Annotated in this window: 19 protein-coding genes; 10 read left to right on the plus strand and 9 right to left on the minus strand. The window is 73.0% G+C overall.

Annotation, left to right across the window (positions count from 1 at the left end; genetic code table 11):
• Positions 1-78: 78 nt before the first annotated feature.
• Positions 79-1,296: an NADP-dependent isocitrate dehydrogenase gene (locus tag GA0070609_RS00725; protein WP_088991996.1), complete on the plus strand. Its 1,218-nt coding sequence runs from the start codon at positions 79-81 to the stop codon at positions 1,294-1,296.
• 304 nt (positions 1,297-1,600) lie between these two features.
• Here the strand turns inward: GA0070609_RS00725 and galT are convergent, their stop codons facing one another.
• From galT to GA0070609_RS00745, 4 genes are all read right to left on the minus strand, one after another.
• A complete protein-coding gene (gene galT / locus GA0070609_RS00730; RefSeq protein WP_088991997.1) occupies positions 1,601-2,677 on the minus strand; it encodes a galactose-1-phosphate uridylyltransferase in 1,077 nt (358 codons plus the stop codon).
• The gene (locus GA0070609_RS00735; protein ID WP_088991998.1) at positions 2,674-3,495 is read right to left on the minus strand and encodes a DeoR/GlpR family DNA-binding transcription regulator; all 822 of its coding nucleotides are present in this window, start codon (positions 3,493-3,495) and stop codon (positions 2,674-2,676) included. The genes galT and GA0070609_RS00735 overlap by 4 nt, the downstream gene beginning before the upstream one ends.
• A gap of 112 nt (positions 3,496-3,607) precedes the next feature.
• Positions 3,608-5,137 carry an adenylyl-sulfate kinase gene (gene cysC / locus GA0070609_RS00740; protein WP_088991999.1) on the minus strand — a complete coding sequence of 510 codons (1,530 nt, stop codon included), beginning with the start codon at positions 5,135-5,137 and terminating at the stop codon, positions 3,608-3,610.
• 162 nt (positions 5,138-5,299) lie between these two features.
• Positions 5,300-5,860, minus strand: coding sequence for a DM13 domain-containing protein (locus GA0070609_RS00745; protein WP_088992000.1), 561 nt, complete (start codon positions 5,858-5,860; stop codon positions 5,300-5,302).
• Between the two features lie 208 nt (positions 5,861-6,068).
• Here GA0070609_RS00745 and GA0070609_RS00750 point away from each other — a divergent pair, with 208 nt between their 5' ends.
• Genes GA0070609_RS00750 through GA0070609_RS00760 form a run of 3 tightly spaced genes read left to right on the plus strand, consistent with a single transcriptional unit; the run spans position 6,069 to position 9,489 of the window.
• A complete protein-coding gene (locus GA0070609_RS00750) occupies positions 6,069-6,998 on the plus strand; it encodes a polyphosphate polymerase domain-containing protein (RefSeq protein ID WP_088992001.1) in 930 nt (309 codons plus the stop codon).
• Between the two features lie 5 nt (positions 6,999-7,003).
• Positions 7,004-7,681 (plus strand): DUF4956 domain-containing protein, encoded by a 678-nt coding sequence (locus GA0070609_RS00755; RefSeq protein ID WP_088992002.1) that lies wholly within the window; start codon positions 7,004-7,006, stop codon positions 7,679-7,681.
• A complete protein-coding gene (locus GA0070609_RS00760) occupies positions 7,681-9,489 on the plus strand; it encodes a CotH kinase family protein (RefSeq protein WP_088992003.1) in 1,809 nt (602 codons plus the stop codon). Before GA0070609_RS00755 ends, GA0070609_RS00760 begins: the two co-directional genes overlap by 1 nt.
• On the opposite strand, the gene GA0070609_RS00765 is transcribed toward GA0070609_RS00760, so the two are convergent.
• The gene (locus GA0070609_RS00765) at positions 9,467-10,987 is read right to left on the minus strand and encodes a glycosyltransferase family 2 protein (RefSeq protein ID WP_088997400.1); all 1,521 of its coding nucleotides are present in this window, start codon (positions 10,985-10,987) and stop codon (positions 9,467-9,469) included. The genes GA0070609_RS00760 and GA0070609_RS00765 overlap by 23 nt on opposite strands.
• 194 nt (positions 10,988-11,181) lie before the next feature.
• On the opposite strand from GA0070609_RS00765, the gene GA0070609_RS00770 reads away from it, so the two are divergent.
• From GA0070609_RS00770 to GA0070609_RS00790, 5 genes are all read left to right on the plus strand, one after another.
• Positions 11,182-12,096 carry an ABC transporter ATP-binding protein gene (locus GA0070609_RS00770; RefSeq protein ID WP_088992004.1) on the plus strand — a complete coding sequence of 305 codons (915 nt, stop codon included), beginning with the start codon at positions 11,182-11,184 and terminating at the stop codon, positions 12,094-12,096.
• Positions 12,089-12,976, plus strand: a complete 888-nt coding sequence (locus GA0070609_RS00775; RefSeq protein WP_088992005.1) for an ABC transporter permease — start codon at positions 12,089-12,091, stop codon at positions 12,974-12,976. Before GA0070609_RS00770 ends, GA0070609_RS00775 begins: the two co-directional genes overlap by 8 nt.
• Positions 12,973-13,944, plus strand: coding sequence for an ABC transporter ATP-binding protein (locus GA0070609_RS00780; protein WP_088992006.1), 972 nt, complete (start codon positions 12,973-12,975; stop codon positions 13,942-13,944). The genes GA0070609_RS00775 and GA0070609_RS00780 overlap by 4 nt, the downstream gene beginning before the upstream one ends.
• Position 13,945: 1 nt before the next feature.
• A complete protein-coding gene (locus GA0070609_RS00785; protein WP_088992007.1) occupies positions 13,946-14,656 on the plus strand; it encodes an ABC transporter permease in 711 nt (236 codons plus the stop codon).
• 353 nt (positions 14,657-15,009) lie between these two features.
• Positions 15,010-15,654, plus strand: coding sequence for a hypothetical protein (locus GA0070609_RS00790; protein ID WP_088997401.1), 645 nt, complete (start codon positions 15,010-15,012; stop codon positions 15,652-15,654).
• Here the strand turns inward: GA0070609_RS00790 and GA0070609_RS00795 are convergent.
• Genes GA0070609_RS00795 through GA0070609_RS34740 form a run of 3 tightly spaced genes read right to left on the minus strand, consistent with a single transcriptional unit; the run spans position 15,587 to position 16,997 of the window.
• Complete coding sequence (locus tag GA0070609_RS00795; RefSeq protein WP_197700204.1) at positions 15,587-16,087, minus strand: DUF6640 family protein; 501 nt, start codon at positions 16,085-16,087, stop codon at positions 15,587-15,589. The two genes, GA0070609_RS00790 and GA0070609_RS00795, sit on opposite strands and share 68 nt — an antisense overlap.
• 30 nt (positions 16,088-16,117) lie before the next feature.
• Positions 16,118-16,867, minus strand: a complete 750-nt coding sequence (locus GA0070609_RS00800) for a siderophore-interacting protein (RefSeq protein WP_088992008.1) — start codon at positions 16,865-16,867, stop codon at positions 16,118-16,120.
• Position 16,868: 1 nt separating this feature from the next.
• On the minus strand, positions 16,869-16,997 hold the full coding sequence (locus GA0070609_RS34740; RefSeq protein ID WP_269459266.1) for a hypothetical protein: 129 nt from the start codon (positions 16,995-16,997) through the stop codon (positions 16,869-16,871).
• A 98-nt stretch (positions 16,998-17,095) separates the two neighbouring features.
• On the opposite strand from GA0070609_RS34740, the gene GA0070609_RS00805 reads away from it, so the two are divergent.
• On the plus strand, positions 17,096-17,818 hold the full coding sequence (locus GA0070609_RS00805; protein ID WP_088997402.1) for a TetR/AcrR family transcriptional regulator: 723 nt from the start codon (positions 17,096-17,098) through the stop codon (positions 17,816-17,818).
• Between the two features lie 64 nt (positions 17,819-17,882).
• Here the strand turns inward: GA0070609_RS00805 and valS are convergent, their stop codons facing one another.
• Positions 17,883-20,447, minus strand: coding sequence for a valine--tRNA ligase (gene valS, locus GA0070609_RS00810; protein ID WP_088992009.1), 2,565 nt, complete (start codon positions 20,445-20,447; stop codon positions 17,883-17,885).
• Positions 20,448-20,588: the final 141 nt, after the last annotated feature.

The raw sequence follows: 20,588 nt of genomic DNA on the forward strand, positions 1-20,588 counted from the left end.
GGCCGAGTGGGGAACGCCAGCCGGTTCCAGTACGCTCGTACTGCTTGAGCACGTGTCCCCCGAGAGGAGCGCCGGCCGATGGCGAAGATCAAGGTAAACAACCCGGTCGTGGAGCTCGACGGCGACGAGATGACCCGGATCATCTGGAAGCAGATCCGGGAGCAGCTGATCCTGCCCTACCTCGACGTCGACCTGCACTACTACGACCTGTCGATCCAGCACCGCGACGAGACCGACGACCAGGTCACCGTCGACGCCGCCAACGCCATCAAGGAGCACGGCGTGGGCGTCAAGTGCGCGACGATCACCCCGGACGAGGCCCGGGTGGAGGAGTTCGGCCTCAAGAAGATGTGGCGGTCGCCGAACGGCACCATCCGCAACATCCTCGGCGGCGTCGTGTTCCGCGAGCCGATCATCATGTCCAACGTGCCGCGGCTGGTCCCCGGCTGGACCAAGCCGATCATCATCGGCCGGCACGCCCACGGCGACCAGTACAAGGCCACCGACTTCGTCGTCCCCGGCCCGGGTACGGTGACCATCACCTACACCCCGGCCGACGGCTCCGCCCCGATGGAGATGGAGGTCGCCAACTTCCCCGGCGGCGGCGTCGCCATGGGCATGTACAACTTCGACGAGTCGATCCGCGACTTCGCCCGCGCCTCGATGCGGTACGGCCTGGACCGGGGCTACCCGGTCTACCTGTCGACCAAGAACACCATCCTCAAGGCGTACGACGGCCGGTTCAAGGACATCTTCGCCGAGGTGTTCGAGAACGAGTTCAAGGCCGAGTTCGAGGCCGCCGGCATCAGCTACGAGCACCGGCTGATCGACGACATGGTCGCCGCCGCGCTCAAGTGGGAGGGCGGCTTCGTCTGGGCCTGCAAGAACTACGACGGTGACGTGCAGTCCGACACCGTCGCGCAGGGCTTCGGGTCGCTGGGCCTGATGACCTCGGTGCTGATGACCCCGGACGGCCGTACGGTCGAGGCCGAGGCCGCGCACGGCACTGTCACCCGGCACTACCGGCAGTACCAGAAGGGCGAGAAGACCTCGACCAACCCGATCGCGTCGATCTACGCCTGGACCCGGGGCCTCGCCCACCGGGGCAAGCTGGACAACACCCCGGCGGTCACCGAGTTCGCCAACACCCTGGAGCAGGTCATCATCGACACCGTCGAGGGCGGCCAGATGACCAAGGACCTCGCGCTGCTCATCTCGCGCGACGCTCCGTGGCTGACCACCGACGAGTTCATGGGCGCGCTCGACGAGAACCTGGCGCGCCGCCTCGCCGCCTGAGTCGTCGACCAGCACCACCCGGAAGCCCGCCGGCACCCGCCGGCGGGCTTCCGGCGTGTCGCGGGGGCGACACGCACGTAGCGTCACCATCCTCGGCGCGCCTCGTTGACCTGGGTGGACGAGATGCCAGTCGCGTCCAGGAGGGTTGACGCGGTCGCCTCGCGGCAGAGTGCCGATCAGCCAGCCTTCCCGGCTGTCGTGCACAGCCAGCCGTCCCTTCCCTGCGGGGGGCCCTGTCCCGGGCCCCCCGCGCCCTGTCCGGACCCTCCGCTGGCCGCCAGGCCCGTCAGGTGGCGAGGGCCCGTCAGGCGGCGCGGAGCAGTTCGGCGGCCCGCTCCGGGGCGATGTCGTTGATGAAGACACCCATCCCCGACTCCGAGCCGGCCAGGTACTTCAGCTTGTCCTTCGCCCGCCGGATGCTGAACAGCTGCAGGTGCAGGTGGCCCAGCTCGCGGTCGACCCGGACCGGGGCCTGGTGCCAGGCGGCGATGTAGGGCATCGGCAGGTCGAACAGCCCGTCGAAGCGGCGCAGCAGGTCCAGATAGAGCGGGCCGAACGCGTCCCGCTCCGCATCGTCCAGCGCCGGGATGTCCGGCACCGGCCGGTGCGGGGCCACGTGCACCTCGAACGGCCAGCGGGCGGCCGCCGGGACGTACGCCGTCCAGTGCTCGTTGGTCGCGACCACCCGTTCGCCGGCGGCCCGCTCCGCGGCGAGCACGTCCGCGTAGAGGTTGCCGCCGCCGGTGCGCTCGGCGTGCCGGCGGGCGGCCGCCAGCAGCGACCGGGTACGCGGCGTCACGAAGGGATACGCGTAGATCTGGCCGTGCGGGTGGTGCAGGGTGACGCCGATCTCCACGCCCCGGTTCTCGAAGCAGAACACCTGCTCGACCCCGGGCAGCTCGCCCAGCGCCGTGGTCCGGTCGGCGAGCGCGTCCAACACGGTGCGGACCCGGCTCGGCGGCAGGCTGGCGAAGGAGGCGTCGTGGTCGGCCGTGAAGCAGACCACCTCGCAGCGCCCCAGCCCCGGCCGGACCGGGGTGAACGGGGTGATCTCGCCGGGCTCGTCGGCCACCCGGCCGCTCAGCGACGGGAAGCGGTTCTCGAAGACCACCACGTCGTAGTCCGGCGCCGGGATCTCGGTGAGCCGCTCACCGACGGACGGGTCCAGCGGGCACTCGTTCGCCGGGGGCAGGAACGTGCGGGTCTGCCGGTGCACGGCGACCGCCACCCACTCGTCGGTGAGCGGGTCGTGGCGCAGCTGCGAGGCGGCCGGGAGCGGGGGCAGCTCCCGGCGGTCCGGCTGGTCGCGGACCGCGTCGTCCCGCTCGTCGAAGTAGATCAGCTCGCGGCCGTCGGCCAGCCTGATCGCGGTGCGCTTCACTCCGCCACCTCTCCACTCGTCGGGGTGGTCGTCCGTGCCCCGCCCGTCCCGGAAACCATCACCAGCTCACCCACCCGCTCGCCGAGTACCCGGCGGGCGTCGGCCGGCAACCGGTCGTCGCTGACCAGCACGTGGGCGGCGGAGAGCTCGACGATGGAGGAGATGCCGACCGTGCCCCACTTGGTGTGGTCGGCCAGCACCACCAGCCGGTCCGCCGCCGCCACCAGGGCCCGGTCGGTCTCGGCCTCCATCAGGTTGGGGGTGGTGAAGCCGGCCCGCTCGCTGATCCCGTGCACCCCGAGGAAGAGCAGGTCCAGGTGCAGCGACCGGATCGCGGTCACGGCCAGCGGCCCGACCAGGGCGTCCGAGGGCGTACGCACCCCGCCGGTGAGCACCACCGTCTGGTCGGAGCGGCCGCCGGCGTGCAGGATCTCGGCCACCGGCAGCGAGTTGGTCACCACGGTCAGGCCGGGCACGTCGACCAGCCGGCGGGCCAGCTCGGCGGTGGTGGTGCCGGCGGAGAGGGCGATCGCCGCGCCGGGCCGGACCAGTTCGGCGGCCCGGCCGGCGATGGCCGCCTTCTCCGGCAGCTGCCGCACCGACTTGGCCCGGAAGCCGGGTTCGTCGGTGGAGCCGGGGCCGGCCGCGGTGGCCCCGCCGTGCACCTTGGCCAGCAGGCCGCGGTCGTGCAGCGCCTCCAGGTCGCGCCGGATGGTCATGTCCGAGACGCCGAACTCGGCGGCCAGCTCGGTGACCCGGACCCCGCCGGTGCTCCGCACCCGGTCGAGGATGGCCGCCTGCCGCTGCTGGGCGAGCATCGCGCCGCACCTCCCGCACCAGCCGCGCAGTCTCACGCGGTCGAACGTGTTCCAACAAGAATGAACACTAGCGCGTACGGCTCGACGGCGGGAAGGAACCCCGCGCAGGTGATCAGGTGGACTGCAGGCGGGGCTCGACCCAGCCCGTCTCGGTCAGGTGGTGCAGCACCGCCTGCACCGCCTCGTCAACGGTCAGCTCCGTGGTGTCGATGACCAGGTCGGCGTCGGTCGGCTCCTCGTACGGGTCGTCGACGCCGGTCATCCCGGTGAGCAGGCCGGCCCGGGCCCGCGCGTACAGGCCCTTGCGGTCGCGCTGCTCGCAGACCTCCAGCGGGGTGGCGACGTGCACCAGCAGGAAGCCCGCCCCGGCCGCCAGCGCCATCTCCCGGGCGGTCGCCCGCGCCTGGGCGTACGGGGCGATCGGGCAGCAGATGCCGACCCCCCGATGCCGGGCGATCTCGGCGGCGACCCAGCCGATCCGGCGGACGTTGAGGTCCCGGTCGGTCTTGCTGAAGCCCAGGCCGGCGGAGAGTTCCCGGCGCACCACGTCGCCGTCGAGCAGGCTGACCGTTCGGTCGCCCTGCTCGCGCAGCGCGTCGGCCAGCCCACGGGCGATGGTCGACTTGCCGGAACCGGAGAGGCCGGTCAGGAAGACCACCAGGCCCCGGTGCCGCCGGGGCGGCCGGGCCCGGGCCAGCTCCTTGGCGACCGCTGGCGGGGTGTGCCACTCCGGCAGCGGGAAGCCGCGGTCCAGCAGGTCGTCGATCTCGGCCTGGGTGAGCGCGAGCCGCCGGTTGCGCGGCGGGATGTCCTCCCGCCAGCGCCACTGCCCGTCCCGGTTGTCGTAGGCCAGCTCCCGCGGCACCAGCACCCGCAGCCCCGCTCCGGAGAGCATCTCGCCGGTGGAGAGCAGGTGGGTCACCCCGTACGCGGCGGAGACCCGGGCCCGCAGCAGCGCGTCGCTGATCTCGTCCCGGCGGCGGGACAGCGGCACCGCCACCAGCGTGGCCGGCGGCATCCGGTCGCGGGCGGCGAAGATGCTGCGCACCAGCGCCTCCGGCGGCAGCCCGCCGGTGCCGTCCTCGCCGACCGGGATCATCACCAGCAGGTGCGCGGCCAGGGTGCGGGCGGCGTGCGCGATCTGGGCCAGCTGCGGCCGGTGCAGCGGCCGGTCGGCCACCACCCCGAGCACCCGGCCCGGGGGCAGCAGCGCGCGGACCTCCTCCGGGGTGCGGCGCAGCCGCTGGAACGGACCGCGGCCGCCGTCGCCGAGCCGGCGCACCGTACCGCCGACACCGGCCACCCCCTCGCGCACCTGCCACGCGTCGGCCACGTCCAGCGCGGCCACCGGGGCGCCCTCGCCGTCGGTGAGCACCAGCACCCGGCGCGCCGGGTCGCGCGGATCGAGCCCCTGGGCCAGCGCCGCGGGCACCTGGAGGGTCACCGCGACCTGCCACGGGGTGTCGTCGGCGAGCCGGCCGCGGCGGCTGACCGAGACCAGGTCGGCGCGGGTCATGAAGCCGGTGAGCGGAGCGTACGCCCCGATCAGCAGCAGTTCCAGATCGGCCAGCTCGCCGGGCCGCGGTGTGTACGCCGGCGCGTCCCGCAGCACCTCGTCCGGCAGCACCCATCCGTTGCTCATCAGACCCCCAACCCGCTGACCGGCACACAGTTTCTCAGTCGACCGTGAATCGGTCGAGAGCGCCACTCCACTCGCGCCGGGTCGGCGACGCGACCGGCGGGTGGGGTGCGGCGACCCGGGTCGGGTGGGGTGCGGAGAACGGAGGCCGGTGCCGGGCGGGCGTCAGCCGGCGGGGTTCAGCGGCGCGGCGCCGAACGAGACGGCGAACCGCTTGCACCAGATGGAGACGCTGGTCAACCCGGCCAGGTCGACCCCGGCCGGTATCTCGTAGCCCTGGTCACCCCGGTTGCCCTTGAGCCGGCCCAACTCGACCCAGCGGCCGTCGTCGAAGACCCGCCAACCCGCGGTGCCGGTGCGCACCGGCTGGTCGGTGAGCCAGACCCGCAGGTCCGGCCCGTTCGACGTGTCCAGCCCGACGAGTTCCAGCCGGTGCCGGCCGTCCACGCCCCGGACGATCCGGGCGGTGCCGGAGGTGTCGTGCTCGTGGGTGACGAACGTGCCGCTGCGGACCACCGTCGGGCCGGCGGGCGGGGCGGTTGGGGCGTCGGCGGGGGTCACCGGCCCGCTCGGCACGGCGGTGGCCACCACCGACAGTTCCTCGTCGACCTCGGCGTCGGTGACCAGCTTCCACGGCTGGAACCACCAGAGGCCGAGGGCGGCGCCCGCGCCGACCGTGGCGAGCACCAGCCAGGTCAGGGGCGTACGGAACAGGTGGCTTCGCATGGCGTCCAGTCTCGTCGCCGGCCGGCGGGCGGTCACCGGGTCGACCGGTTACGGGACCCTTACCGATCCCGCCGCGCCGCGCCCCGGGTCGCGGGCCGCGGGCCGCTCAAGCGTCCATAGCTCGTCCACAGGTCGTTCACATGGCCTTCGCATCCTGGTCGGTTTCCCTTCCACCGGTCCGCACCGAGTGACGACCGGAGGAAGGTCTATGCGTCTACGGTTCACCCGTCCCGCCCGTCCCGCCCGTCCACCCGACCGGGCCGCCGAGGCCGCCGCCCCGGCGACCGGACGTCCGGCGAGCCCTCGCCGGGACGGGGACCAAGCCGGTCACGCGCTGCGCGCACCGAGCAAGCTGCACGCCTTCAACCGGTACGAGATCAAGTACCTGGTCGACACGGCCCGGGTGCCGGCGTTGCGGGAGCAGCTCGCCGTCCGCCTGGCGCCGGACAGTCACGGCGCCGACGGCGGGTACGGCGTGTGGAGCGTCTACTACGACACCGCCGGGCTGCGGTTCTACTGGGAGAAGATCGAAGGGCTGCGGTTCCGCCGCAAGCTGCGGATCCGGCACTACGGCGACCGGTCCACGGTGGACGACGACAGCACCGTCTACGTCGAGATCAAGCAGCGGGTCAACCGGGTCACCCAGAAGCGCCGGATCGCGCTGCCGTACCGGACCGCCCGCCGGCTCTGCGACGAGCGGGTGCTGATCGAGCACGACCCGGCCCAGCGGGGTTTCGTGTCCGAGGTGCTCGGCCTCGTCTCCGGCCTGGACCTGCGGCCGGTCGCGATGACCGGCTACCAGCGCGAGGCGTTCGTCGGCCAGGACGCCGACCTCGGCCTGCGGGTCACCCTGGACCACCGGGTACGCGGCCGGGACCGGGACTTCCACCTCGGCGCGGACGCCGAGAACCGGCTGATCGTCCCGGCCTCCCGGTCGATCGTCGAGGTCAAGGCCAACGAGCGGGTCCCGTACTGGCTCACCGACCTCGCTGCCCGCGCCGAACTGCAGGTGGTGCGGGTCTCCAAGTACTGCCAGAGCGTCGAGGCGTTCGGCCGGGCGCCGCGCTCGATCTTCCACGTCCACGACCACGATCCGGCCGCCGACCTGACGGCGGCCGCCCCGGGAAGCGAGGCCTGAACTTCATGGACATCACGTTCCAGGATCTGTCCGGCACCTTCAGCGTCGGCGACATCGCCCTCGCGCTGTCGCTGTCGTTCCTGCTGAGCACCATGATCGGCCTGGTCTACCGGGCCACCCACCGCAACGTGTCGTACAGCCAGTCGTACGTCCAGACGCTGATCGTCCTCGGCATGCTGATCTCGCTGATCATGCTGGTGGTGGGTTCCAACATCGCGCGGGCCTTCGCCCTGGTCGGGGCGCTGTCGGTGGTCCGCTTCCGCAACGCGATCAAGGAGACCCGCGACGTCGGTTTCATCTTCCTGGTGATGGGTGTCGGCATGGCCTGCGGCACCCGCTTCTACACCCTGGCCGTGGTCGCCGCCTTCGCGATCAGCCTGGTCGTCGTGGTGATGTACCGGTTCAACTGGTTCGCCCTCCAGGTGCAGCGGCAGGTGGTGAAGGTGCAGGTGCCCGCCGGCGGTGACCGCACGGCGGACATCCAGGACGTGCTGGTCCGGTACACCACCGAGTTCGAGCTGGTGAGCCTGGAGTCGATCCGGGCCGGCGCGCTCACCGAGCTGATGTACACGGTCCGGCTGAAGAAGGGCAGCGAGCCGGGTGACCTGGTCTCGGCGCTCAGCGAGCGGACCTCGGGCCAGCGGGTCACCGTGCTGACCGGCTACGACCAGACGGACCTGTGATGCCGCGGCTTCCCCGCCCGGCGCTGCCGCGTCGGCTCCGGCGCCGGATCCCGGTCCGGGTCCGGCAGAACTGGCGGCTGCTGACCACCTGTGTGGCCTTCCTCGCCGTGCTCACCCTGGTGCTCGGCACCGAGCGGATCCGCCCGTACGTGGCCAGCGCCGGCACCGCCGGGGCGGAGACGGTGACGGTCGACATCGCCGGCACCCGGGACCTCTTCGACGCCGGGGCGGCCCACTCGATCAGCCTCACCTTCCGGGACGCGGACTACCAGCGGATGCTGGAGACGTACTGGACGGAGGGGGAGAAGGAGTACGTCGAGGCGGACCTGGTCGTCGACGGCACCTCGATCCCCAGCGTCGGTGTCCGGCTCAAGGGCAACTCGACCCTGGGCGCGTTGACCTGGAACGGGCAGACCCGGCCGCGCCAGGAGGGCGAGGCGGGTGGGCCGGCCGGCGGCCGGCCGCCCACCGGCGCCGACCAGCGGCAGGGCGACCAGCAGCCGGGCGACCGCCCGCAGCGGGTTCGCCCGGGCGGCGCGGCGCCGGGCGGCGCGGCGCCGGGCGGGACGGCCCCGGGCGGGGCAGCTCCCGGCGGGACGGCCCCGGGCGGGACGGCGCCGGGCGGGACGGCGCCGGGCGGGACGGCCCCGGGCGGTACCGGTCCGGGCGCGGCCGGACCCGGCGGCGGGATGGGTCGGGTCGGCCTGAAGGCCGAGGAACCGGAGACGCTGCCCTGGTTGATCAGCTTCGACGAGTTCGTCGAGGGGCGCCGCTACCAGGGGCACCGGGAGGTGGCGGTCCGGGTCGGCGGGATGGGCGGTGGCTCGACCGTGCTGAACGAGGCCCTGTCGCTGTCCCTGCTGGACGGCGTCGGCGAGACCACCCAGCGGTACGCGTACTCGTCGTTCACCGTCAACGACCGGCCGACCACGGCCCGGCTGCTGGTCGAGCACCCGGACGAGCACTTCGCCGAGCGGCTGGACGGCGACGGGGTGCTCTACAAGGCGCTGGCCGGCGGCAGCTTCACCGACCAGGGTGACGACCCGACCGACTACCAGGACGACTTCAAGCAGATCACCATGCGCGGCAGCCAGGACCTGCAACCGGTGATCAACCTGATCCGCTGGGTGCACTCGGCGAGCGACGAGGAGTTCGCCGCCGGGCTCGCCGAGAAGGTGGACGTGGGGTCCTTCGCCCGCTACGTCGCGCTGCAGAACCTGCTGCTCAACTTCGACGACATGGCCGGCCCGGGGCGGAACTACTACCTCTGGTACGACCTCGGCACGAAGAAGTTCAGCGTGCTCAGCTGGGACCACAACCTGACGTTCAGCGGCAGCGCCACCCAGGGCCCGCACGACACCGGCGGGCTGGGCATGCGCGGCGCCGGCCGTACCCAGGGAACCGGCCCGGCCCCCGACACGCCGGACAACCCGGACGCCGGCACCGCTCCGGACGCCGCCGCAGCCGCCCCAGGGGCCGACGTGGCGGACGCCCCGGGCGCCGGTGCCGCTCCGGAGGGCGGGCGGCGGGGTGGCGCGATGGGCGGCCACCGGCTGAAGGAGCGGTTCCTGGCCAGCGCCGCCTTCACGCAGGTCTATGAGGACGCGTACCGGGAGCTGTTCCAGGAGGTCTACGGCAGCGGCCGGGCCACCGGAGCGCTGGACGCGATCAGCACGGTGCTGAAGACGGTGGCCGGGGTGGACGCCGCGGCCGTGGACCGGGACGCCGGCCAGTTGCGCACGCTGATCCAGCAGCGCACCGAGAGCCTGCGCGACGACGAGGTGGTCACCGGGGGAGGCGGCGGCTGACCGCCCAGCGTGCCCGCCGCCACAGCCCCACCCGGTCGCGTACCACCGGTCGGGCGCCGTCGGCGGAGAAGTGCAGGACGAGCGCCAGCGGAGTGTCAGCGGTCCACCCGGCACTGGTGATCCGGGCCTTCAGGAACCAGGTGCCTCTCGTCCGGCCGGAGTTGAGCCGGTCGAGGTCGACCGTGGCGGTGGCGTGGTGGACGAGGTGCAGGGTGCCGTCGTCCGTGGTGCCGGTCACCTTCTCGGTGTGGAAGGTGACCGGCAGGAAGACCTCCTCGTTGGTCTCCCGGCGCCGGGCGATCAGGTCGAGCCGGCTCTTGTCGAGCGTGCCGGTCGAGTCGCTCAGCGCCGGGTCGACGTCGGTCACCGGCAGCACCAGCACCTCCCGGCCACTGTCGGCGGCGAAGGTCACCGGCCGGCCCCCGGACTCCAGGTGGGCGGAGACGGCGACGGTCAGGGTCGAGCCGCTCAGCTCACGGCGGTCCACGGCGCCGGTGGCCGCGATGCCCGTCTCCCACTCGGCGAGCCGGCGCAGGTCGTCCACCCGCCCCTGCTCGGCGAGGTGGGCGGCCACCCGCTGCAGCGGCGGCAGTCCGGCGGCGACGCCGGGTGCGAAGCGTTCCCGGATGATCTGCCGTACCTCGTGGGCGACCTGGTCGGCCCACTCCGGCGGGGCCTCCAGCAGCCGCCGCCGGCGCAGCCGGTGGAGCATCTCGTGACGCAGCCACCGTCGGTGCAGGCGGTCCCGCACCTCACCCGGTGCGATGTGCGCGTCGACGATGTCGAGCGCCTCGCGCAGACCGGCGAAGTAGCTGGCCGGGTCGAAGAACTTGCGGGCCGTGACGTTGCCGGCGTCCTTTCGCCGCCGGTGGTGGTAGCAGGTGTAGTCGGCCAGGACGCAGGTCCGCTTGGAGAGCAGGTAGGCCCGGATGACCATCCGGTGGTCCTCCAGCCGCAGGTGCGGCCCCTCGGAGAAGCGCAGCCGGTGTTCGTCGAGGAAGGACCGCCGGAACAGCTTGTGGCAGGTCAGGCTGTCGATCAGCGGGGAGTTGGCGAGCGTGGCGTCGAAGCGGTTGCGGCGGAACAGCTCGCGGGGCACCCGCCGGCCGTGCCCGGCCATCTTGCCGACCACCACGTCGGCGGCGTGCGTCGTCGCGCAGTCGTGCAGGCGTTCGAGCGCCTCGTCGCCGAACCAGTCGTCGTCGTCGGCGAAGAAGACGTACTCGCCCCGGGCGCGCTCGATGCCCAGGTTGCGCGGTCGCGACGGCCAGCCGGAGTTGGGGATGTGCAGCACATGCAGGTGCGGGTGCGCGGCGGCCAACTCGTCCAGCCGGGCCGGCGTGCCGTCGGTCGAGCCGTCGTCGACGAAGATCACCTCGAACTCGTCGGCCGGCAGCGACTGACGCAGCAGCGAGGCGACCAGCTTCTCGATGTGCGCCCCACTGTCGTGTACCGGAACCACGACACTGACCCGGGGCGCCCTGGTGTCGAGGGTCATCTGTCCTCCGGTGGGTTCGGTACCGCTCGGGATGGCGTCCGGACAGTCGTCGACGAACGGCACCATTCTGGTCGCGATGCCGCCCGCTGTGGGGGCAGGCCGTCGGGACCCTAGGGGACCCCGGCCGCAGAATCAGGGGCGCGCCAGGGGTCCACCAGGCCCGCGACGGCCGCGGAATGCCTACGCTGGGCGGCGTGACACTCATCGCGACCGAGTCGCTGACCAAGACGTACGGGGGTGGGGTCACCGCGCTGGCCGACCTGACCGTCGCGGTCGAGCCCGGGATCATCGGCCTGGTCGGCGCGAACGGCGCCGGCAAGTCGACGCTGATCAAGATCCTGCTCGGCCTGCTCGCCCCGACCAGCGGTCGGGTGCGGGTGCTGGGCCTCGACCCCACCACCGAATCCGCGGGCGTCCGCGCGCGGGTCGGCTACATGCCCGAGCACGACGCCCTGCCGCCCGACCTCACCGCCGCCGAGCTGGTCACCCATCTCGGCCGGATCAGCGGGCTGCCGCGTACGGTGGCCCGCGAGCGGGCCTCCGAGGCGCTGCGGCACGTCGGGCTCTACGAGGAGCGCTACCGCCCGGTGGGCGGCTACTCCACCGGCATGAAGCAGCGGGTGAAGCTCGCCCAGGCGCTGGTGCACGACCCCGACCTGCTGCTGCTCGACGAGCCCACCAACGGCCTCGACCCGGCCGGCCGGGACGCCATGCTGGCCCTGGTGCACCGGATCGGCACCGAGTTCGGCATCTCCGTCCTGGTCTGCTCGCACCTGCTCGGCGAGGTGGAGCGGATCTGCGACACCCTGATCGCCATCGACGGCGGGCGGCTGCTGCGCGCCGACCGTATCGACGCGATGACCTCGGCCACCGACGTGCTCGCCGTCGAGGTCAGCGAGGGCACCGAGGAGTTGGCCGCCCGGCTCGGCGCGCTGCGGCTGCCGGTGCGCCGGGACGGCCGACTGCTGCTCGTCGAACTCGCCGACGACGCCACCTACGACCTCATCCTCGGCGCGGTCGCCGAGCTGGACCTGCCGCTGCACCGGCTGGACCAGCGCCGGCACCGGGTGGCCGAGCTCTTCGCCACGAGGGAGCCCAGCCATGTCTGAGCCCACCGGCGTCATCCACGACATCGGATACCAGCGCTACACCGGCCCCCGGCTGGGGCGCCGCCAGGTCTTCGGCGCCCTCTACCTGCACGGCCTGCGTACCGCCTTCGGTCTGGGTCGCAGCGCCAAAGCCAAGATCTTCCCCTGGCTGGTGGTCGGCATCGTCACCGTGGTGGCCGCCGGCGCGACAGCGGTCCGCAGCCAGATCGGCGAGGTGGTGATGACATACGCCCAGTTCGCCGACAACATGAGCTGGCTGGTCATCTTCTTCGTCGCGGTGGTCGCACCCGAGCTGGTCTCCCGGGACCTGCGCAGCGGGGTGCTGCCGCTCTACTTCTCCCGGCCGCTGCCCCGGTCGGACTACCCGCTGGCCAAGCTGCTGGCGATGGCGACCGCGCTCTGGCTGCTGCTCGGCGCGCCGCAACTGGTGATGTTCCTGGGCGCCGCCTTCACCACCAAGGAGGGGATGCGGGGCGTCTGGAACGAGCTGCTCGACCTGCTGCCGGGGCTGCTCTACGCCGGGCTCTGGGCGGTGGTCTTCGCCTCGATCGGCCTGCTGATCGCCTCGCTCACCGGCAAGCGGGCGTTCGCCGCCGGCGGGATCGTGGCGGTCTTCCTGATGACCACGCCGATCGTCGGCATCCTCTCCATCCTGCCCTCTCAGACGGTCAACGAGCTGGCCTTCATCGCCTCGCCGTCCACCCTGGTGCAGGGGGTCGGGGTCTGGTCTCTCGGCGACCTGTTGGTCACCGAGGACGCGGCCCCGTTCAGCAGCCTGATCGGCGACTTCGGCCCGGTCTACGCGGTCGCCGCCGTACTGCTGGTGGCCGTCTGCGTCACCCTGCTGCTTGCCCGGTACCGGAAGGTGGCCGCCCGATGAGCACGACGAGTGCCGACACCCGGCCCACGGCGGCCGGTGAGCCGCCCGCCCCGACCGTGAGCACCCTGGAGCTGGCCGGCGTCTCCCGCTGGTACGGCAACGTGGTGGCGGTCAACGACGTCAGCATGAGCCTCGGCCCGGGTGTCACCGGGCTGCTCGGCCCGAACGGCGCGGGCAAGACCACCCTGCTGCACATGATGGCCGGCTTCCTCGCCCCGTCGCGCGGCGCGGTCACCCTGGACGGCCGACCCACCTGGCGCAACCCCGACGTCTACCGCCGACTCGGCCTGGTCAGCGAGCGGGAGGCGGTACACACCTTCCTCACCGCCCACGAGTTCGTGCTGGCCAGCGCGAAGCTGCACCGGCTGCCGGACCCGGCGGAGGCGGCCCGACGGGCGATCGCGCTGGTCGAGATGGAGAGCGCGCAGGACCGCCGGATCGGCACGTACTCCAAGGGCATGCGGCAGCGCGCCCGGGTGGCGGCGGCCCTCGTGCACGACCCGCAGGTGCTGCTGCTCGACGAGCCGTTCAACGGGATGGACCCGCGCCAGCGGCTGCACATGATGGAGCTGCTGCACCGCCTCGGCGACGCGGGCCGGACGATCCTGTTCAGCTCGCACATCCTGGAGGAGGTCGAGCAGGTCTCCGGCACGGTCCAGGTGATGGTCGCCGGCCGGCTGGCCGCCTCCGGCGACTTCCGTACCATCCGTCGGCTGATGACCAACCGGCCGCACGTGTTCGCGGTGCGCTCCACCGACGACCGGGCGCTGGCGGTCGCGCTGATGGCCGAGGCGTCGGTGACCGGCGTCGAGCTGGACCGCACCGGCCTGACCGTGCGGGCCGGCGACTACGGCGCGTTCACCCGGGCGCTGCCGCGGATCGCGCTGGCGCACGGCATCCGGGTCCGGCAACTGGTGCCCGAGGACGAGTCCCTGGAGAGCGTCTTCTCCTACCTGGTGGAGGCCTGACATGTCGACCGTTTCCTGGATCACCGCGCGGGGACTGTTCGGCCGGCGCCGGTTCCTCCTGCTGCTGCCGCTCCCGGCGGTGCTGGTGCTGCTCGCCGTGCTCTCCCGCGCGCTCGGGGTCGACCCGGGCGAGTGGGGGCCGGCGGTGCTGGTCGGCCTCGGCCTGGCCGTGGTGCTGCCGGTGGTGGCCCTGATCGTCGGCACCGGCGTGCTGGGCGCCGAGATCGACGACGGCACCGTGGTGCACATCCTGACCAAGCCGCTGCCGCGCTGGCAGATCGTGCTGCCGAAGCTCGCGGTGGCCACCGGCGTCAGCGCGGTCACCGTAGCGGTGCCGCTCTACGTCGCGGGCGTGCTGGCCGATTCGGTACGCCTCGGACTGGCGCTGGCCGCCGCCGCGTCGGCCGGGGCGCTGGCCTACTCGGCGCTGTTCGTGGCGCTCAGCCTGGTCACCCGGCGACCGGTCCTGCTCGGCCTGGTCTACGTGCTGATCTGGGAGGGGCTGCTGGGCAACTTCGTCAGCGGCACCAAGGTGCTCTCCATCCAGCAGTACGTGATCGCCCTCGCCGACCGGCTCGCCCCGACCGGCATGCTGGAGGCCGACGTCTCCGTGCCGGTGGCGGCGGTGATGACCACGCTGATCAGCGTCGGCTTCACCGTGCTGGCGATCGACCGGCTGCGCTCGTTCAGCGTGGCCGGCGAGACCAGCTGAGCGACGCTGGCCGGCACGCGGCCGGCGCGCGCCGGACACATCTCCCGTGGCGGCGCGCCGGGCGCTCGCGGCGCTGGATCCGCTCACCGGTGCCCCGCTCCCGGTGGACGTGCTCGACGAGGGCGACATGGTTCCACGAGGGTGATACCGCTGAGTCAGCACGATGACTCAGCGGTATCACCCTCGCGCCGTATCGGCCCGGACGGCCGGCCGGTTCCGGGCTGGGCGTCCTCACCGGCGCCGGCCCGCCGCCGCGGTGGGACGGCTGGCGCCAGGGGCGTCCGGGCTGCCGGTGGGCGGATGGTAGGGCTGGCCGGATGGACCGGGCCGGGCCGGTCGGCGAGGCTGGACGGGTGAGTGCAGAAGCGGGACGCGTCCTGCCGCGCCAGCCGTACCCGGCCGCGCGGCACTGGCTGGTGAGCCTCGCGGCGGCCGGGCTGGCCGCCGCGGTGACCACGACGGCGGCGCAGGGCAGCGGTCACTTCCACTGGTGGGCCGGGTTCGTGCTGATCCCGGGCGCGCTGATCGCGGCCACCGGCGGCCCGCTGCTGGCCCGCGGCGGCGGGCGGGCGTTCGCCGGGTACGTGGTCGCCTGCCTCGGCACGCTGGTCTTCGCCGTCGGCGCATTGCTGATGTTCGGCGTGATGGGCCGCGGCTGGCCGGTCATGATCATCCTGCCCTGCCTGGCGGTCGCCGGCACCTACCTGTGGCGGCCGGCGCATCCGCTGGCCCGCGGGCTGCACCGGGCCGCCGCCCTGCTGGCCCTGGCCGGCGCCCTGCTCGGCGGCACCTTCCAGCTGATCCGGGCCGGTCTGGTGGACTTCGGCGACACCGGCTGGTGGGGCGCGTACCTCATGCTGGCCGGGGTGATCGTGCTCGGCAACGCGGTCGAGCTGACCCGGCACCGGATGCCGTACCGGCTCCAGGCCATCACCCTGCTGGTCGGCCCGGCCGTGATCTCCTTCCTGCTCGGCCTGCGCTTCCTGCGCGGCTGGTGACCGCGCGACGGCCGGGTCCGCCGGCAGTCCCCGCCGCCGCGGCGAGCAGAGCCAACATGACGATGGCCAGGAAGATCTGCCCGTGCAGGCCGAGGACGAAGACGGTCCGATCGGCGAACTCCGGGTCGTAGGCGGCCGTACCCGGGAACAGCAGCGCGCCGATCATGCCGAGCCAGGGGGTGGCCAGCACCACGGTGGCGCAGCGCAGCTGGGGGCGCGGGTCCACACCCCGCCGGGTCGTGAGCACCAGACCGGTGAGACCGAGCAGGACGGTCATCACCAGGTACTGGGCGTCGTGGAACTTGGCGTGTGGTGGCCAGTGGGGATTGTGGACGTGCTGTGCCGCCAGGTCGGGGATGACCAGGTCAGCGAGGACCGCGCTGACCGTGGTCACCAGTCCGACCACGATGATCAGGATCCGGGGGAGGGTCATGATTCTCCTCGTGTCGTGGTCGCCGCCGGTTCAGTGCAGGCCCCGCTTGCCCGGGGCCCAGAACGGTTTGACCTTGATGGCGGTACGCGGCCAGTGGCGCTCGCGGACCAGGAAGTCGCGTACCAGCTGACAGGTCCTGGCCTCGCCGGCCACGTACGCGGCCCCGGCCTCGCCCGGTAGATCGAGGTCGGCCACGGCCGCGAGCAGTACCGGGGAGGACGTGGCCGGCCGCCCGCGGCGATGGACGCGGCGCAGTGGCCGGGTTCCGGGCATGGGCAGGTCGTGCTCGGGGGCCTCGCTCTCCAGCACCCCGTGGACCTCGGCCGAGGCGTCCAGCGCCCGGATCATCGGCCCGAAGGCGGCGCTGGCGGTCTCCTCCCCGATGAACACGTGGTAGGGCGCGGGGCGGGTGAAGAGGTCGCCCTGCGGCCACCAGAAGGTCACCCGGTCACCGACCCGGGCCGCGCGTGCCCACCGCAGCCCGATGCCGTCGCCCGCGTACAGGTGGATGCGCAGTTCGATGGCCCGCTTGTCGGGGTCGAGCTCCCAGATGGTGTACGTGCGCAGCGTCTCGGCCGGGCGCAGGATGCCCGACACCGACAGCGGGTCCATCAGCTGGATCCGGATGTGCTGGCCGGGGGTGTAGGGGAAGGCGACGGGCTCGTCGGCCACCAGCCGCAGCCGCCGCATGGTGGGGGTGACCTGCTCGGTGTCGGTGACCGTCGCCTCCTTGGCGTACTTGCCGAAGACGCTGACCAGGGGGTTGCGCGTGCGGGCCATGTCAGGAGTCCTCGGGTCGGCCGGCCGGGCCGGGCAGGCCGCGCCGGAGGTGAGCGGACCTGGACATCCGCCACCACACGGCGGTGAGGAGCAGCAGTGCGCCGGAAAGGAGCCACCAGCGAGGTTCCATCGACTTCTCCTTAGAGTCTCTAGACTATTTAGAGGTTCTAAGAAAACATACGTACCCTAAGCTGTCAACGGCGGAACCGGGCGACAAGAGGGGTGACGATGTCCGCACCAACCGGCAGGCGAGCGAGACTGCGTCAGGCCACCGTGGCGGAGATCCACGCGGCGGCCCGGAAGCTGCTGGTCGAGCAGGGATCGGCCGCGGTGACGATCAACGGGGTCGCCCGCGAGGTGGGCATGAGCGGCCCGGCCCTCTACCACTACTACGCCGGCCACGACGAGCTGGTCGGCGCGGTGACGGCGGGCTTCTTCCGCGAGATGGCCGCCGCGATGGAACAGGCCCGGGACGCCCACTCCGACGCGCCGGTCGGCGAGCGCATCCTGGCGGTGTGCCGAGCCATGCGCGCCTGGGCCGTCGCCCATCCGGCCGAGTTCGGCTGGATCTTCGCCAGCCCGATCGCCGCGCCGAACCGCCGGCCGGGCTCCCCGCGGCACCAGGCCGCCCAGCGGTTCGAGCAGGTTCTGCTTGACCTCATCGTCGAGCTGTGGCGGACCCGGCCGTTCCCCGTGCCCGACCTGGCCGACCTGCCCCCGTCCCTGCGCGAGCAGCTGACCGCCTACTCCGCCGCCATCGACGGGCAGCTGCCGCCGGAAGCCGCGCACCTCTTCCTGACCTGCTGGATCCGGCTGTACGGGCTGCTGTGCATGGAGGTCCTGCACCAACTGGACTTCGCCTACACCGACCTGGAGCCCGTCTACGAGGAGTGTCTGCGCGAGCTCGCCGGCCTCCTCGGCTTCGGCTACTCCGGGAGGTCGTCCGCCTGAGGCCGCCCCCGGCGCCCGGGACGGCCGGAACCCCGCCGCGCTGGCGGGCGCGGCGGGGTCGCGGTCAGAACGCGCAGGCGATGACGAGTTCGGGCGTACGGTCGGGAAGCAGGTCCAGTTTGCTGATCCGACCGGCGGCCCGCAGGTCGTCGGCGACCAGGGTCAGCTTCTCCAGCAGCGCGGCCGGGCCGAGCGCCTCGGCCAACGGCACCTCCGCCTTCATCGACAGCTTTCGCTCCGACTTGGCCCGCCGCACCTGGCTGAGCGCGTCACCGGCCAGCCGCAGCAGCTCCGGATCGCCCTCGCCCTGGATCGCCCGGCCCACCTCGTAGGTGGTCGGCCACGGCGCCCGGTGCACCGAGCCGTACCGCCACCAGGACCAGACCTCCTCGGTCACGAACGGCAGCACCGGGGCGAAGAGCCGCAACTGCACCGACAGCGCGTTGGCCAGCCCGGCCCGCGCCGACTCGGCTCCCGGGCCGGAGCCGTAGGCGCGCTCCTTGACCAGTTCGATGTAGTCGTCGCAGAACCGCCAGAAGAACGCCTCGGTGGCCAGCAACGCCGCCGTGTGGTCGTACGCCTCGAGCGCGGACGTCGCGGTGGCGACCAGGCCGGAGAGTTCGGCGAGCATGGCGCGGTCCAGCGGCTCGGTCGCCGGCGCGCGCAACGCGTCGGCGGCGCCCAGCCCGAGGGCGAACCGGGACGCGTTGAGCAGCTTGGTGGCGAGCCGCCGGCCAACCTTGATCTGCGCCGGATCGAAGGCGAGGTCCATGCCAGGCTTGCCGTTCGCCGCCCAGTACCGGACCGCGTCGGAGCCGTGCTGCTCCAGCAGCGCCATCGGGGTGACCACGTTCCCCTTGGACTTCGACATCTTCTTCCGGTCCGGGTCGAGGATCCAGCCGGAGAGCACCGCGTCCCGCCAGGGCAGCACCCCGTGCTCGGAGTGGGCCCGCACCACGGTGGAGAAGAGCCAGGTGCGGATGATCTCCTGCCCCTGCGGGCGCAGGTCCATCGGGAAGACCCGGGCGAACAGGTCCGGGTCGGTCTCCCAGCCGCCGACGATCTGCGGGGTCAGCGACGAGGTGGCCCAGGTGTCCAGCACGTCCGGGTCGCCGACGAAGCCGCCCGGCCGCCCGCGCTGGGACTCCTCGTACCCGGGCGGGGCGTCGCTGGACGGGTCGACCGGCAACGCGGACTCCGCCGGCGTGAGAGGGTGGGTGAAGTCCGGCTCGCCAGCGTCGTCGAGCCGGTACCACACCGGCACCGGCACGCCGAAGAAGCGCTGCCGGCTGACCAGCCAGTCGCCGGTCAGGCCGCTGACCCAGTGCTCGTAGCGGTGCCGCATGTGCTCCGGCACCCAGCGCAGGTCCCGCCCCCGGGCCAGCAGCGCGTCGCGCAGCGCGGTGTCCCGGCCGCCGTTGCGCAGGTACCACTGCCGGGTCGAGACGATCTCCAGTGGCCGGTCGCCGCGCTCGTAGAACTTCACCGGGTGGGTGATCGGTCGCGGCTCGCCGACCAGGTCACCCGCGTCGGCCAGCAGCTCGACGATGGTCCGCCGGGCGCCGTTGACGGTCTGCCCCGCCAGCGCCGCGTACGGCTGCGCCGGCACGCCGGCCGGCGGTTCCGGCAGCAGCCGGCCGTCCCGCCCGATCACCACCCGGGTGTCCAGTTGGAGCTCGCGCCACCAGGTCACGTCCGTCAGGTCGCCGAAGGTGCAGACCATCGCGATGCCGGTGCCCTTCGCCGGGTCGGCCAGCGGATGCGCGCGCACCGGCACCTCGACCGCGAAGAGCGGGCTGCGCACGGTGCCGCCGACCAGGTCGGCGTAGCGCTCGTCGTCGGGGTGGCAGACCAGCGCCACGCAGGCCGGCAGCAGCTCCGGGCGGGTGGTGTCGATCAGCACCTCGCGCCCGCCCCGGCCAGCGAACCGCAGCCGGTGGTACGCGCCGGGACGCTCCCGGTCCTCCAGCTCCGCCTGGGCGACCGCGGTGGCGAAACCGACGTCCCAGAGGGTCGGCGCCTCCGCCTGGTAGGCCTCGCCCCGGGCCAGGTTGCGCAGGAACGCCCGCTGCGAGGTGGCCCGGGCCGCCCGGCCGATCGTGGTGTACGTCAGCGACCAGTCCACCGACAGGCCGAGCCGGCGCCACAGCGCCTCGAAGACCTGCTCGTCGGCGACCGTCAGCCGCTCGCACAGCTCGATGAAGTTCTGCCGCGAGATCGGCGTCGGGTCGCGGCGGGCGGCGTCGCTGACCGGGGTGGCCGGCGGCCGCCAGCCCGGGTCGTACGGCAGGGCGGGATCGCAGCGCACCCCGTAGACGTTCTGCACCCGCCGTTCGGTGGGCAGGCCGTTGTCGTCCCAGCCCATCGGATAGAAGACCGCCCGACCGCGCATCCGCTGGAAGCGGGCCACCAGGTCGGTGTGCGTGTACGAGAAGACGTGCCCCATGTGCAGCTCGCCCGATACGGTCGGCGGCGGGGTGTCGATCGCGTACACGTCCGAGCGCTGCTTCGAGCGGTCGAACGCGTACGTGCCCTCCTCCTGCCAGCGGCGCGCCCAGGTCTCCTCGAGCCCGTCCAGGGTCGGACGCTCGGGGACGCCGGCGCGGGCCGTCCTCGCCGTATCGGTCATCCGTCGATCGTAGGCAGCAGCCGGTGCCCGGACCACGCGTTAACCCGCGCGCCGCGACCGAATTCGGGCCGCTCGGCCCGCCGACCGGGAGCGGCCCGCCGCCCGGTGTCCGACCGTCCCGGGCGGGGCAGCGGCGGGTTG

It is taken from the genome of Micromonospora echinaurantiaca, assembly GCF_900090235.1.
GTDB classification, from domain to species: domain Bacteria; phylum Actinomycetota; class Actinomycetes; order Mycobacteriales; family Micromonosporaceae; genus Micromonospora; species Micromonospora echinaurantiaca.